Origin of the sequence: Myxococcus sp. AM009 (genome assembly GCF_013372605.1) — a bacterium.
GTDB classification, from domain to species: domain Bacteria; phylum Myxococcota; class Myxococcia; order Myxococcales; family Myxococcaceae; genus Myxococcus; species Myxococcus vastator.
In genome coordinates this window covers 1-14,562 of sequence record NZ_JABXEP010000023.1, presented here as the reverse complement: position 1 = coordinate 14,562, position 14,562 = coordinate 1, and the positions used below count along the sequence as shown (strand labels likewise).

Genomic DNA, 14,562 nt, shown 5'->3' with positions numbered 1-14,562 from the left:
AGGTGTAGACTGCGGCCCCCTTGAAGACGCTTCTGCTCGCCGAGAGCCACCCCCCCACGCTCGAGCACCTGAAAGGCCTGCTCTCCCAGGCTGGGTACACCGTTCGCGCGGTGAACGATCCGGTGACGGCGCTGGAGCACTTCGCGGCGGACAACCCGGATGTCGTGGTGTTGTCGGTGGACCTTCCGCGCGTGGAAGGCGCCCACGTGGTGCACCTCATCCGAGGCCACGGCCAGGGCGGCAGGGTGCCCATCGTCGCCATCGACAAGGGTCACCTGGGACGCGCGCGGGGCGTGAGCTCGGTGCTGGACCTCAAGGTGAACGCCTACGTGGCGGACCCGCTCAAGCCGGGCGAGCTGGTGCCCCGGCTGGAGTCGCTGGTGCGCGCGGCGCAGGCGGTGCCACTCACCGGGCTGGCGGCCACGTTGTCGCGGCCCGCCGTCAACTCGGGCGAGCTGAAGGGCCACCCGCTGCCCGCGCTGTTCCACTCCATCTACCGGCTGCGCCGGGACGGCGTGCTCGTGGTGGCGCACCGGGGCTTGAGCCGGCGCGTGTACTTCCTGCGCGGCGGCCCCGTGAGCTACGACTCCACGGCGAAGGCGGACTCCCTGCCTGGCTACCTGCTCGCCCGGAGCGTGCTCAACCCGCAGCAGGCGCAGCGGGTGACGGAGGCGCTGGACTCCGGTCTGCGCATCGGCGCGGCGCTCGCGGACGCGGGCGTGGAGGCGGCGGGCGAGGAGCTGCTGCAACTGTTGCGCGACTACAACCGGGACCGGGTGGAGCGGGTGCTGGGGATGCGCGAGGGCCGCTACGCCTTCTACGCGGGAGACGACTTCACGTCGGAGGTCGCGTCGGTGGAGGTTCCTCCGCTGGCGCCGGTGCTGGATGGCGCGCGTCGCTGCTTCACCATGAAGGTGATGGCGGCCTCGCTGCGGGTGCACATGGGGGACTACCCGGTGCGCTCGCAGGAGTTCGGGCGCGACCTGCAGGCCATGGGGCTGGACACGGATGACCTGAAGATTGCGATGCAGGTCAACGGCCGTATCTCGCTGAAGGACCTGCTGGCGCACGGGCGCGGCGAGCTACGCATGGCGTACTCGCTCCTGTGGTTCCTGAAGCTGACGGGGGGGGTGACGTTCTCCTCGACGCCCGTGGCCACGGGCACGGATGTGCTGTCCGCGGCGGTGCTGCCGGACCGGATCGCGCCGCGCAAGCGCAAGGCCCTGCCGCCCGAGACGGCGGCCTCGCTGCGCGAGGAAGCGCTGCGCATCATCACCCGCAGCTACTTCGGAGGGCTGGGCCTGGACATCGCGGCGGACGCGGAGGCGGTGGAGCGCGCCTACCACGAGACGGCGATGCGCTTTCACCCGGACACCTACGCCGAGTTCGACATCTCCGACCTGAAGGACCTGCTGGAGTCGGTGCAGGACCGGCTCTCCGCGTCCTACCGGGTGTTGAGCGTGGAGGAGAAGCGCAAGGCCTACCTCCAGTACCTCTTCAGCCGGATGGACGTGGGGCGGAACACGGCGGTGGTCGTGGATGCGGAAATCGTGCTGCGCCGGGGCGAGTCCGCCCTGAAGCGCCGTGACTTCCCGCTGGCGGCGAAGTCCTTCGAGGAAGCGGTGTCGCACAATCCGGACGAGCCGGAGTATTACGCGTACCTCGCGTGGGCCACGTACCGGATGCCCACGGGGGCGCCGGTGGTGCGGGCGCAGAAGGCGCAGCAGGTGCTGAAGAAGGCGCTGTCGCTGGGGCCGTACGTGGAGCGGTTGCACATCATCTCCGCCATCATCGACATGGACCTGGGGGACGCGCCGCTGGCGCGGAAGAAGCTGCAGCGGGTGCTGGAGTACAACCCGTACTCCCAGCTCGCGAAGGCGGCGTTGCGCAAGGTGGGGCGCTAGCGATGCGGACGGTTCTCTTGCGGTTGCTGCGCTATGCGCGCCCTCATTCGGGTGTGCTCCTGCTCGCCTTCATCGGCATGGCGGTGGTGGGACTGACGACGGGCGCGTACGCGTACCTCACGGGCCCGGCGCTGCGCTTCCTGTTGTCGGGCGGTGAGGCAGGCTTCGCCAGCGCCCAGCGCGTGCCCTGGCTGGCGGACCTGCCTCGCGACGCGGCCCTGTGGGGCTTCCCGCTGGTGATGGTCATCGTCGGCGCGGCGAAGGGCGTGGGGTACCTGGCGCAGTTCTACTTCATGGGTCTGTTCGCGCAGCGCGTGGTGAAGGACCTGCGGCGCGACCTGTTCCAGCGCCTCACCGCGATGTCGCCCGCCCAGCTCGCGCGCGAGCGGATGGGCGACTTGCTCAGCCGGTTCTCCTCGGATGTCAGCGCCGTGGAAGCGGCGGCCATGTACACGGTGGGCTCGTACCTGCGCGACAGCCTCCAGGTCATCATCCTGGCGGGGGTGGCGCTGTCCATGAGCCCGATGCTGGGCGGCCTGATGTTGCTGGTGATTCCGCTGGCGGCGCTCCCTGCCTCGAAGCTGACGCGCAAGGTGCTCAAGCGGACGCGGGAAGGCCAGACGCAGCTCGGCAACCTGGCGGGGCAGCTCCACGAAGGGCTGGGCGGGCTGCGCACCATCCAGGCCTTCAACGGGCAGGAGGCGGAGCTGGCGCGCTTCTCCGCCTTCGCGCAGGCGCACGAGAAGGCGGTGGTGAGCGCGGCGTGGGCGCGGGGCGCGGTGCCGGGGCTGATGGAGGTGCTGGCCGCGGCGGCGCTGGCGGGCGCGCTGGCGTATGCGGTGAGCGCGCGGCTGATGGAGCCGGAGGCGCTGCTGTCGCTGCTGACGGCGGTCATCCTGGTCTACCAGCCGGTGAAGGACCTGGGTCGGGTGACGCAGTTCGCGGTGCAGGCGGGCGCGGCGGGCGAGCGGCTCTTCGCGCTGCTCGACATGAAGCACCCCGTGGAGGACGCGCCGGACGCGGTGCCCGCGCCGCCGCTGTCCCGGAGCATCCAGCTTGAAGGCGTGCGCTTCGCCTACGGGGACCGGCCCGCGCTGGACGGCCTGACGCTGGAACTGAAGGCAGGGCAGGTGACGGCGCTGGTGGGCGGCAGCGGCGGAGGCAAGAGCACGGTGACGGCGCTGCTGCTGCGCTTCGAGCGGCCGCAGAAGGGCCAGCTCTTCCTGGATGGTGTGGACGCGGACCGCTACACGGCCACGAGCGTCCGGGCCCAGTTCGCGCTGGTGACGCAGGAGCCGCTGCTGTTCCACGGCACGGTGCTGGACAACCTGCGCTACGCGAGGCCGGACGCCACGCGGGAAGAGGTGGAGGCGGCGGCGAAGGTGGCGCACGCGGATGGCTTCATCCGCGCGCTGCCCGAAGGCTATGACACGCGCATCGGCGAGCGGGGCGTGACGCTCAGCGGCGGCCAGCGTCAGCGGCTGTGCATCGCCCGCGCGGTGCTGGCGCGGGCGCCCGTGCTGGTGCTGGACGAGGCGACCAGCAGCCTCGACCCGGAGAGCGAGCGCGAGGTGCAGGCGGCGCTGGCGGCGGTGCTGCCGGGGCGCACGGCGCTGGTGATTGCGCACCGGCTGTCCACGGTGGTGAACGCGGATGTCCTCAACGTGATGGAGGCGGGGCGCGTCGTCGAAAGTGGCTCGCACGCGGACCTGCTGAATCGGGACGGGCGGTATGCGGCGCTGTGGAGGATGCAGACGGAGGGCTCCTCGGAGCGAGGCGCGGCGTGAGCCGATTGACGGCAGTGGCGGGGAAGGGGCTCCGGGCCGTCCTGGGGTTGGTGCTGCTGGTCCTGGGCTATGCGGGCTTCTTCGCGCTCTCGGCGTCCATGGCGCGCTACCCGGTGGTGCTCCCGAAGGACGATGCGCCCCGATGGGCGCGAGGGGCCTTTCACGTCCACACCACGCGTTCGGACGGTCGAGGCACACCTGAAGAGGTGGCGGCGGCGGCCAGGGCCGCGGGCCTGGACTTCGCGGTGCTCACCGACCACAACGACTTCGCGCTCCGAGCGCCGGCCTACGTCCAGGGCGTGCTGCTGGTGCACGGCGTGGAGATTTCGACGTCGGATGGGCACCTCGTGGCCTTCGGCATGTCGCGCCCGCTGGAGGGCGTGCGCGCGTGGATGCCGCCGGGGGACGCGGTTCGCGCCGTGGCGGCGGCGGGAGGCACGGCGGTGCTGGCGCACCCCGTCCAGAAGCGCAACCCCTGGAAGGACGAGGCGAGCGCGAAGGCGGTGCCCGGCTTCGAGCTGTACTCGGCGGACACCTTCTTCCGGCACGCGGTGCGCAACCCGGTGAGCCGCCTGGTGCCCGCGGTGGGGGCCTCACTGACCAACCCGGTGCATGGGGTGATGCTGCTCGTCGCACCGGAGCCGGAGCCCACGGCCCGCTTCCTGGAGCTGTCGCGTGAGCGGCCGCGCGTGGCGTTCTGCGCACATGACGCACACGGCCTGCCGTCGTACCGGGCCGTCTTCGAGTCCCTGGCCATGTACCTGCCGCCAGCGCAGGTGTCCTTCCCATTGCCCCCGGACGCGGAGGAGGCGGCGAAGCAGGTCGGCCGGGCCCTGGGCGGTGGTCAGGCCCTGTGCGCCTTCCGCGCGCTGGGGGAGCCTGGGGGCTTCGCGTTGGAGGGGCTGGACGATGTGCGGCATGAAGCGCATGTAGGCGACATGCTGACCATCCGGCTCCCAGGGCTGCCCGACGCGGAGTCGGTGCAGGTGCGGGTGTGGGGAGGCGCTCGCCTGAAGTCGGATGGCCGGTCCGTCGAGCTGACCGAGCCGGGGGTGGCGCAGGTGGAGGTGTGGGTGCGGGCTCCTGGGCGCTTCTTCGGGACGGAATGGCGACCCTGGCTGGTGCCGAGCCCCGTGCGCGTGCTGCCCCGCGGGCCGGGCATCTGATAGACGGCGCGAAAGCCGCCCATGCGCGTCCTCTACGTCCTCGCCACCTACCTGCTCTTCGCGGTCCTGTTCCCGGTGCTCGCACTGCACCGGAAGACGCGCCATGGGCTGAAGGAGCGCCTGGGCTTCTATGGTCCGGACAGCCACCTGCCTCCCGGGGACGGGCCCATCCTCTGGCTGCATGGCGCGAGCGCGGGAGACTTGCTGGCCCTCTCGCCGATGTTCGGCCCGCTGCGGGCTCGCTTCCCGGGCTGCCGCCTGGTGTTGTCGACCATGACGGACAGCGGCTACGCGATGGCGAAGGGCCGGCTGGCGAACGACATCGACGGGGTCGTCTACGTCCCCTACGACCTCTGGGGCGCGACGCGACGCGCGGTCCGAGCCATCCGTCCGGACGTGTTGGTGCTGGAGTACACCGAAATCTGGCCCAACCTCATCCGCGCGGCGAAGCGGGGTGGGGCGCGAGTGGTGATGACGAACGGGCGCTTCTCGCCAGCGAACGTAGGGAAGTACCAGACGCTGTTCCGCCTCATCGGCAACCCGCTGCGGGATTTGGACCTCCTCCTGATGCGCGAGGAGGAAGAGGCCGTCCGCGCGCGGCAGCTCGGTGCCAGGCCGGACTGGGTGAAGGTGACGGGGAACACGAAGTTCGACGCGCTCGCCGCGGGCCCGGTGCCCGAGGACGAAAGCCTGCGCACGGCGCTGGGCCTGGCGCAGGGTGAGCGGGTGTGGATTGCCGGCAGCACGCACGAGGGCGAGGAAGCACCGCTCTTGGGCGTGTACGCGCGGCTGCGCGAGCGGTGGCCGGACCTGCGGCTGGTCATTGCCCCCAGGTACGTGGACCGGGCGGCGCGAATCGTGGCACTCGCGCGCGAGGCGGGGCTGAGCGTGGGGCTGCGCTCGCAGGGCAATCCGGAGCGGGGCCAGGTCGTGGTGCTGGACACCATCGGTGAGCTGTCGAGGGCATACCGGCTGGCGACGGTGGTGTTCGTCGGCGGCTCGTTCACGATGCGCGGCGGGCAGAACATCCTGGAGCCCGCGGGGCAGGGGAAGCCGGTGCTCTACGGGCCGCACATGGACAACTTTCGGGACAGCGTGGCGTTGCTGACGGGGCAGGGTGGGCTCCAGGTTCAGGACGCCGCGGCCTTGGAGCTGGCGCTCGTGTCGCTGCTTGAATCACCAGCGCGGCTCGCGAGCCTGGGCGCCCAGGCGCTGGAGACGGTGGGCCGGCTTTCGGGCGCCAGTGAGAGGAACGCGGAGGCGATGACGACGTTGTTTCCGCACGGGAGGCCGGACCCACGATGACGCTCATCGTCCACCCACATTTCCACCATCGCTACACGGGCGTGACGCGCCACGTGGAGACGGTGGTGCCCGCGCTCGTCAGGGACTCGGGTTCGGAGACGCGCGTCATCGGCTCGGGCTTGAGTGAGGGGCTGCCCAGAATCACCTGGCCGGAGCTGCTCCGCCGCCTGCGCCGCGAGCCCGTGGTGTGGCATGCGCACCGGAACAACGAGCTCCTGGTGGGCATGCTGCTGAAGCTGCTGGGCCGGGAGGTCCGCCTCGTCTTCACCCGGCACACCTCGATGGCGCCTAGTGGCTTCACCCGCTTCATCGCCAGGGGCGCGGATGCGCTCGTCTCGTTGACGAAGCAGGTCGCGGACGTCATCGCGCTGCCGTCCACGGTCGTCTCTCACGGCATTGACCTCACGCGCTTCCACCCGCCCGAGGACCGGGACGCGGCGTGGCGCAAGCTCGGCCTGGGAGGGCGTCGCGGCATCGGCGTCATCGGACGCATCCGGAGGGAGAAGGGGCAGGGGGACTTCGTGCAGGCCCTCCGCCCGCTGCTGCCCCAGCATCCCGACTGGCAACCCGTCCTGGTCGGGCTCGCGAAGGGGCCGGACCTGGACTGGCTGAACCAGCAGATGGCGGGTATCGAAGACCGCATCGCGTTGCCCGGCGAGCAGTCCGTCATCGAGCCCTGGTATCAGGGGCTGAGCGTGCTGGTGCACCCCTCGTACGCGGAGGGTTATTCGCTGGTGCATGTGGAGGCCATGGCCTCGGGTTGCTGCGTGGTGGCCTCGAAGCTGCCGTACCTGGACACGCTCATCGAGCACGGCCGCACGGGCTTCTTCTTCGAGCCCGGAGACGTCCAGGGGCTGCGCGAGCTGCTGGACATGCTGATGCGGGAGCCCGAGCGCGCCAGGGAGATAGGCCGCAACGCGGCCGAGGAGGCCCTGCGGCGGTGTGGCGTGGAGCACGAGGCGCGAGCCCTGGCCGACGTGTACCGGGCCGCCGGGGAGCGCTGACCGGATGCGAATCCTCCACCTGCTCGCGAGTCCCTTCTACAGCGGCCCGGCCGAGAACGTGGCGCTCCTGGCCCAGGCGCAGCGCGCCGCGGGGCACGACGTCACGGTGGCGGTGGACCGTCGGCGCAAGGAGGTGCTGGCCGAGGAGCCCGCGGCTCCGCGCTTCGAGGCGCTCGGCCTGCTGGACGAAGGGGGCATGGAGCTGTCCGTGAAGTCCCCGCCCTGGCGGATGTGGCGTGACCTGCGCCGCTTGAAGGCGCGGACGGTGGACGTGGTGCACTCGCACTTCAGCCATGACCACCTGCTGGCGAGGTGGGGACGGCCTTCAGGAGCCATCCTGGTGCGCTCGCTGCACGCCCCGCGCTCATTGCGCTCCTCGCTCCCGGCCGCGGACGCCTTCACCGTCCCGGCGAGCGCACTGCTTCCTCGCTTGTTGGGGAAGGGCGCGACTGCCCAGGTACTGCCAGCCCTGGTGGACGCCCGGTTCCAGCCGGCGCCGGACGCGCGGTCGCTGCGAGCAGAGCTCGGGCTCGAAGGCACCCCCATCATCGGAATGGTCTCTACGTTCCAGCCGTCACGCCGGCACGCGGTGGGGGTGGACGCCTTTGCCCTGTATCGGAAGCAGCGTCCCGGGGCGCGTCTGGTGCTCGTGGGGGACGGCGGCTTGCTGGAGCAGACGCGCGAACAGGTCCAGGGCTTGGGGCTGACGGATGCCGTCACGTTCGCCGGCTACCAACAAGGGGACGCCTTCGCGCGGTGGCTGCGAGCGCTGGATGAGGTCTGGCTGCTCGGGCTGGGCAATGACTGGAGTGCCCGCGCGGCGGCCCAGGCTCGCGCATGCGGCGTCCGCGTGGTGGCGGTGGACGAAGGCGCCCTGCCGGACCTCGCGGATGCACGGGTGGAGACACCGACGCCCGAAGCCGTGGTCGCCGCGGCGCTGTCCGCCCAGCGGGCACCCGTGCGACACCCGACGAACGAGCAGATCGCCGCGGAGGTCCTCGCGCTCTATGCACGAGCGAGGCGCGCCCCGTGACGTCTCCGGAGGCCCCCACCGCCATCGAGCGGGTGTTCTACCCATCGTCGCCAGAGCCCTGGGGCCGCCGTGCCCTGCTGTCGCCGCTCACGTTGGTGTCGTGGACGTATGCTGCCGCCGTGCACGTGCGAGCGGCGCTCTACGACGCGGGACTGCTGCGCGCGGCGCGGGTGGAGGGGCTCAAGGTCATCTCCGTGGGCAACGTCAACGTGGGGGGCACGGGAAAGACGCCCGCGGTGCTCCACCTGGCGGAGCAGTTGGTCCAAGCGGGCCGCAAGGTGGGCATCTTGACGCGCGGGTATGGCCGCGCCTCGCGTGAGCCGCTGACCTTCATCGGGTCGGAGCCGCTTCCTTCCTCGGAGCTCGCGGGCGATGAGCCGCTCCTGCTGGCGCGTCGCTGTCCCCAGGTCCGGCTCTTCGTGGGCTCGGACCGCGTCGCGAGTGCCTACCGCGCGCGGGACGAGTTCGGCCTGGACACGGTGCTGCTGGACGATGGGTTCCAGCACCGCCGCCTCGCGCGAGATGAGGACTTTGTCGTCGTGGATGAGTCCGTGGGGCTGGGCAACGGCCACATGCTTCCACGAGGGCCGTTGCGTGAGCCCCCTGCGTCACTCCGCCGCGCGACGCTTTTCTGGCTGAGGGCGTCCGCCACGGCGGCGGAATCCGCTGTGCTCCCGCTCACGAGGGCCGAGGACACGCTCGGCGGGTGGTTGCCCTCGAGCCCGGGGATTCCCAGGGTGAGGACGCGCTATCGGCCCACGGCCTGGGTGGACCCGGAGGGGAACCTTCATCCCGTGGCAGCGCTCACGGGCCAGCCGGTATTCGCGTTGGCGGGCCTTGCCCGGCCGGGGGGCTTCCTGAAGACCCTGCGGGCACTTGGGACGGACGTGCGCGACGCCGCGTTGTTCCCGGACCACCATCGCTTCACGGCGGCCGAACTGCGCGACGTCCAGGCGCGAGCGGCCCGGCAGGGGGCCCGGGTGGTGACGACGGAAAAGGACGCGGTGCGTCTGCCGCCGGGCTTCGAGGCCTGGGTGGTCCGCCTGGGGGTCGACGTCCTGGAAGGCGAGTCCCATCTGCGGCGGGCGCTTGGATTGGAGGATGCACCGCGCGGCTTGTGAGGTGGGGACGCCTGTGGGACAAACCGCCGCCATGGCCGCAGTCTCGCCCGCTCGTTCGATGCCGTCGCTCGCCCGCCTGCCGCACGCGTTTGCCCGCCGCAAGGTGTTGCTGGTGGGCGACCTCGTCGCCGACCACTACATCTACGGACAGACGGACCGGGTGAGCCGGGAGGCGCCCGTGCTCATCGTCCGCTACGAGTCCGCGGAGGTGAAGCTCGGGGGGGGCGCCAACGTGGCGGCCAACGTGCGAGCCCTGTCCGGGCAGGTCTCCGCGGTCGGCGCGCTGGGCCAGGACGAGATGGGCAAGGAGCTGCGCCGCCTCTGCGCCGAGTCCGGCATCCAACTGGACGCGGTGAGCGGCCGCGGCATCGAGACGGAGACGAAGACGCGCATCCTGGCCGGTGGGGTGAGCACCACGCGGCAGCAGATGTTGCGACTGGACCGGGGCCAGCGGGGCGAGCTTCCTCCGAAGATGCGCAAGGCGCTGGCGCGGCAGGTCGAACGCTCCGCCCAGGACGCGGACGCGGTGGTCGTGTCCGACTACGGGGCGGGGGTGCTGGGGGACGAGGTGCGCGAGGTGCTGCGTCGCCTGGCCGCGGACGGCGTGCCCGTGTGTGTGGACAGCCGCTATGCCCTGTCCTCCTTCTCGGGGCTCACGGTCTGCAAGCCCAACGAGCCGGAGCTGGAGGCGCTCGCGGGGCGCCCCGTTCGGACCCAGGAGGACATGCTGGAGGCGGGGCACGCCGCGTTGAAGCGGCTGGCGTGCCGCGCGCTCCTGGTGACGCGAGGCCGCCACGGCATGGCGCTCTTTGATGCGGACGGAGGCGTGGACTTCATCCCCGTCCATGGCGCGAAGGCGGCGGTGGATGTGACGGGCGCGGGAGACACGGTGATTGCGACGTTCGCGCTGGCGCTGGCCGCGAAGGCCTCGCTTGGTGATGCGGCGCGGCTGGCGAACGTGGCGGGCGCGTTGGTGGTGCAGAAGCCAGGCACCGCGACGGTGTCCCGCGATGAACTGCTCGAAGAGCTTCGGAGCGCGAGATGAGCACCCTCGAGAAAATCCAATCGCTCGCGAAGGTGGCGGAAGAGCGCGAGCGCTGGCGGGCCGAAGGACGCACGGTCGCGCTGGCCAATGGCGTCTTCGACCTGCTGCACGTGGGGCACGTCCGCTACCTGGAAGGGGCCAGGGCCCTGGCGGATGTCCTCGTGGTGGCGGTGAACTCGGACGCTTCCACCCGGGCCTACAAGGGACCCGGCCGGCCCTACATCCCCGAGTGCGAGCGGGCGGAACTCGTCGCGGCGCTGGCCTGCACGGACCGGGTCATCGTCTTCGACGAGTCCAACGTTCGCGTCATCATCCGGGCGTTGAAGCCGGACGTGCACGTGAAGGGCACGGACTACACCCCGGACAGCATCCCCGAGGCCGATGAGGTCCGCGCCTATGGCGGGCGAACGGCCGTCTCCGGAGACCCGAAGGACCACAGCACCACGGACCTGGCCCGGCGGCTGGGCCGCGAGGGCACGGGTTAGCCGGTGTCATTCATCGCCGCGGAGGTGTGGGCCGTCCTGGGATGCCTTCACTGCAAGTCACCGCTTCAGGCGCGGGAGGCTCAAGAGCAAGTCTCCTGCGAGCCGTGCCGCCTGAGCTGGCCCGTGGAAGAGGGAATCCCCAGGCTGACGCCCGAACACGCGGTGGTGGAGCCTCCCGTGTCCGGGACGTGAATCCTCAGGAGGGGAGGCTCGCCGCGAACGCCCTGACCTCTTCGGCGGCCCGCTCCTCCAAACCCTGCCCCCCTGCACCATCGACCAGGGGGGTGAGGTCCACCATGCGGTGGGGGGCGTACGCATGGCCCCAGCGCTCCATGTCCATCCGCAGGAAGAAGGCCAGCGTGGGGGCACCCACCGCGACGGACAGGTGCATGGGCCCCGTGTTGTTGCAGAGGGTGAATCCGGCCGCGCGCATCAGGGCGGCCAGCTCGTCCAGGTTGCTCGCGGGCGCGAGCTCGGCGCCAGGGGCGGCATCCACCACCCCACGTGCCAGTGCTTCTTCCCCAGGGCCCCAGGTGACGATGGGGGTACGCCCCAACGCCACCAGTGCCCGAGCCGCGGCGGCGAAGGCCGCGGGTGGAATCCGCCGAGGTCCCAGCCGCCCCCCGGGATTGATGACCGCGAAGGGTTTCCCGGCCAGGACGTCGAGATAGGCGCGGATGGCCGGGCCCACGGTGGGCTCGCGGAAGGACAATCCGCGCGCCACCGCGCCGTTCGTGAGCGGGGTGAGCAGGTGCGTTCGTTGAACGGCTTCGTTCCGCGTGTCCGTTCGAGCGGGGACGGGCAGGGAGTGCAGGCGGGACACTGGCCAGAGGTCGGGCCCGATGACGACAGCCTCGGGGCCCGCGAGCCGGGACACGAGCGCGCTCGTGACCGAGGGCGACTCCCAGTTGGCGCAGTCGACCACGACGTCATACCGGGCGCGTCGCAGCGCGGCGATGCCAGGCGCCAGGGGCCCCATCCAGATTCTGCGCCGGTCGAAGGGAATGATGACGTCCGCGTCCGGGTGCCCGTTCAGGACTCGAGCGACCTTCGCGTGCACCAGGACGTGGACCTCGGGCGCGGGGTGGTGGTGCGCCTTGAGGGTCCTCATCAACGGCGTGGTGAGGAGCGCCTCGCCCACGCGGTTGTCGGGCCGCACGAGCAGCACCTTTCGAGGCGCGGGAAGTGGGGTGCCAGGACGCCGCCGGCGGCCCGGGCGCCACAGCAGGGCGGACGCCACGAACGCCAGTGCCAGCTTCGCCCATGATTCGAGCCGCTTGTGCCAGGACATCTCGCGGCGGGACCCTACACAGAACTGGAGGCGGTGCAAGCGCGCGGCTTGACCTCGGACCCGAAAGCCCCTAGCAACCGCCCAATGTTGAAGAGCATGACGGGGTTTGGCGCGGGCCGCGCGCGCGTGGGGGACGAAGAAGTCTCCGTGGAGCTGCGCTCACTCAACCACAAGTTCTGTGAAGTGAAGGTGCGGCTTCCGCGGGAGCTGTCGTCCCAGGAGCCGTTGGTGTCCAAGCAGGTGAAGGACCGGCTCGCCCGAGGCTCGGTGGATCTGCTGGTGAAGCGGCAGGCCCCCACCTCGTCGGGGACGGTCCCCACCGTGGATCTCGGCCTGGCGCGGGAGTACGTGCGCGCGTTCCGGGAGTTGGCCAGCGAGCTGGGACTCCCGGGAGACGTCGCCTGGTCGCAGGTGGCGAACCAGCCCGGCGTGGTCCGCCTGGAAGAGAAGGGCGTGGAGCTGGACGCCGCCTCCCAGGCGCTCCAGGCGGCGCTGGACCAGGCGCTCACGGCGCTGGAGAAGATGCGCCAGGTCGAGGGTGAGGCCATCTATGCGGACCTGGATGCCCGGGTGAAGCTGCTGGAAGGCTGGAGCAAGGAAGTGGCTCTACTCACTCCGAAGGCGGTGCAGGAGTACCAGCAGCGGCTCACCGACCGGATTGCCGAGCTCGCGAGCGGCGTCGCGGTGGACCCGCAGCGGCTGGCCCAGGAAGTGGCGCTCTTCGCCGAGCGCACGGACATCGCCGAGGAGGTCACCCGCCTGGCGAGTCACCTGGAGCAGTTCCGTGTCCTCATGGCCAGCAACGAGCCCACTGGCCGTCGAATGGATTTCCTCGTGCAGGAGATGCACCGCGAGGTGAACACGACCGGCTCCAAGAGCCAGCACGCCGAGCTTTCCGTGCGCGTGGTGGCCATGAAGGCCGAGGTCGAGCGCATCCGCGAACAGGTGCAGAACGTCGAATGAACGAGAATACCGTGCTCCCGCCTGGCTTGTTGCTCGTGCTCTCCGCTCCTTCCGGGGCGGGGAAGACCACCCTTGCGCACCGGCTCCTCAAGGAAACGCCGGATGCGGTGTTCTCCATCAGCGTCACCACCCGAAGGCCTCGAGGGAAGGAGCGCGAGGGGGTGGACTACCACTTCGTCGACGTCGCGACCTTCCAGTCGAAGATTGAGCGCGGCGAGTTCGTGGAGTGGGCGGAGGTCCACGGCCACTTTTATGGAAGCCCCCAGTCAGTGGTGGACGAGGCGCGTGTCCGCAAGAGCGCGGCCATCTTCGACATCGACGTGCAGGGCGGTCAGGCCATCAAGCGCAAGCACCCGGATGCGGTGACCATCTTCGTGCTGCCGCCCTCCATGGAGGAACTGGAACGGCGCCTGAGGGATCGTCAGACGGACTCCGACGAAACCATCCGGCGCCGAATGCTGGCGGCTCGCTCGGAGATCGAGCGGGGCATCGCGTCCTACGATTACGTCGTGGTGAATGACGACATTGAGCGTGCCTACGGTGAGCTGCGCTCGGTGGTGGTCGCGGAGCGTTGCCGGCGCGGACGTGTGGACGTGTCGAAGTTGGGCCTGGGAATCGGCGGCTGACCGCCTCGGCGGAAGTGTTCGGAATCAAACTTCTTGCGCAGCCCGATCGCTTGATGGATAAGCGACCACACCTCGCCGCGTTGCGCGGGCGTCACACAGGCGTCCGCCGGGTCGCGAGTACCCACATCTCTCATCTTCATTGGGAGCGGAATCAGGCGCGTGGGTGTTGAGGTCGTGAACCAGCGGGCGGGTGGCAGGTGAGTGGGTAGCCATCTCAACGGGAGATGGAGCTGGGGTGTTCGGTCGATCGTCAGGAGTGGGGCGCTCGAGCGGTTGACAGGAAGCGCGGCGGTGATAGAAGCCGCGCCCCTCGCAAAGAAGCCCGCGCGCTGGCGCGGAAGACACTTCGAGCGAGTCAGCACGAAAATACGGAATACGGTGGTCAACGCAGCGGGTTGACAAGAGACGCGGCGGTGGTAGAAGCCGCGCCCCCGACGAAGAAGCCCGGAAGAAAAGGGCAGGCGAGTCGAGGGAGTCAACAAAGCGCAGCGGTTGACAGGGAGGGCGGCGAAGCGGTAGAAGCCGCGCCCCTCCGGAAGAAGCAGCGGAAGCCACTGGGCGGCGCTGAAGACTCCGGAAGCCAGCAGGACGGCGAAAAAGCAGCTTGATAAAAGACGCCGAGTTGAAATAGAAGCTGACGCCCCGCCGGACGAAAAGACGGCGAGGCAGCAACGAAGAAGACGGTAGCAAGAAGTCGCTGGCGGCACAAGCGACTCGGTCTTTGAAAACCAAATAGCAAGCCCAAGAAGAAGCTAGATTGCGGAAACCGCAGTCAATTTCTTAAGACGGTGCCAGCCAGGTCGCGCTGAGAAGCGCAGCCGGCAGCACTGGA

The 14,562-nt window shown here is 70.3% G+C and carries 12 protein-coding genes; 11 read left to right on the top strand and 1 reads right to left on the bottom strand.

Annotated elements, in window-relative coordinates; translation table 11 throughout:
- Nucleotides 1-20 precede the first annotated feature (20 nt).
- From HV824_RS08320 to HV824_RS08280, 9 genes are read left to right on the top strand one after another with little or no spacing between them, the layout of a single operon-like run.
- The gene (locus HV824_RS08320; RefSeq protein WP_176418452.1) at nucleotides 21-1,904 is read left to right on the top strand and encodes a DUF4388 domain-containing protein; all 1,884 of its coding nucleotides are present in this window, start codon (nucleotides 21-23) and stop codon (nucleotides 1,902-1,904) included.
- A gap of 2 nt (nucleotides 1,905-1,906) precedes the next feature.
- Nucleotides 1,907-3,691, top strand: a complete 1,785-nt coding sequence (locus tag HV824_RS08315) for an ABC transporter ATP-binding protein (protein WP_176418453.1) — start codon at nucleotides 1,907-1,909, stop codon at nucleotides 3,689-3,691.
- A 5-nt stretch (nucleotides 3,692-3,696) separates the two neighbouring features.
- Complete coding sequence (locus HV824_RS08310; RefSeq protein WP_176418466.1) at nucleotides 3,697-4,857, top strand: PHP domain-containing protein; 1,161 nt, start codon at nucleotides 3,697-3,699, stop codon at nucleotides 4,855-4,857.
- A 21-nt stretch (nucleotides 4,858-4,878) separates the two neighbouring features.
- On the top strand, nucleotides 4,879-6,162 hold the full coding sequence (locus HV824_RS08305) for a 3-deoxy-D-manno-octulosonic acid transferase (RefSeq protein WP_176418454.1): 1,284 nt from the start codon (nucleotides 4,879-4,881) through the stop codon (nucleotides 6,160-6,162).
- Entirely contained in the window at nucleotides 6,159-7,166 is a 1,008-nt protein-coding gene (locus HV824_RS08300) for a glycosyltransferase family 4 protein (protein ID WP_176418455.1), read from the top strand. The genes HV824_RS08305 and HV824_RS08300 overlap by 4 nt, the downstream gene beginning before the upstream one ends.
- A gap of 4 nt (nucleotides 7,167-7,170) precedes the next feature.
- Complete coding sequence (locus tag HV824_RS08295; protein WP_176418456.1) at nucleotides 7,171-8,199, top strand: glycosyltransferase; 1,029 nt, start codon at nucleotides 7,171-7,173, stop codon at nucleotides 8,197-8,199.
- Nucleotides 8,196-9,320 carry a tetraacyldisaccharide 4'-kinase gene (lpxK, locus tag HV824_RS08290; protein ID WP_176418457.1) on the top strand — a complete coding sequence of 375 codons (1,125 nt, stop codon included), beginning with the start codon at nucleotides 8,196-8,198 and terminating at the stop codon, nucleotides 9,318-9,320. Before HV824_RS08295 ends, lpxK begins: the two co-directional genes overlap by 4 nt.
- A gap of 31 nt (nucleotides 9,321-9,351) precedes the next feature.
- Complete coding sequence (locus tag HV824_RS08285) at nucleotides 9,352-10,365, top strand: bifunctional heptose 7-phosphate kinase/heptose 1-phosphate adenyltransferase (protein ID WP_255207860.1); 1,014 nt, start codon at nucleotides 9,352-9,354, stop codon at nucleotides 10,363-10,365.
- Nucleotides 10,362-10,850 carry an adenylyltransferase/cytidyltransferase family protein gene (locus HV824_RS08280; protein ID WP_176418458.1) on the top strand — a complete coding sequence of 163 codons (489 nt, stop codon included), beginning with the start codon at nucleotides 10,362-10,364 and terminating at the stop codon, nucleotides 10,848-10,850. Before HV824_RS08285 ends, HV824_RS08280 begins: the two co-directional genes overlap by 4 nt.
- A 196-nt stretch (nucleotides 10,851-11,046) precedes the next feature.
- Here the strand turns inward: HV824_RS08280 and HV824_RS08275 are convergent, their stop codons facing one another.
- On the bottom strand, nucleotides 11,047-12,141 hold the full coding sequence (locus HV824_RS08275; protein ID WP_176423027.1) for a glycosyltransferase family 9 protein: 1,095 nt from the start codon (nucleotides 12,139-12,141) through the stop codon (nucleotides 11,047-11,049).
- 84 nt (nucleotides 12,142-12,225) lie between these two features.
- Here HV824_RS08275 and HV824_RS08270 point away from each other — a divergent pair, with 84 nt between their 5' ends.
- Complete coding sequence (locus HV824_RS08270) at nucleotides 12,226-13,104, top strand: YicC/YloC family endoribonuclease (RefSeq protein WP_176418460.1); 879 nt, start codon at nucleotides 12,226-12,228, stop codon at nucleotides 13,102-13,104.
- Nucleotides 13,101-13,730, top strand: coding sequence for a guanylate kinase (gene gmk, locus HV824_RS08265; protein WP_176418461.1), 630 nt, complete (start codon nucleotides 13,101-13,103; stop codon nucleotides 13,728-13,730). The genes HV824_RS08270 and gmk overlap by 4 nt, the downstream gene beginning before the upstream one ends.
- The last annotated feature ends 832 nt before the right edge of the window (nucleotides 13,731-14,562 follow it).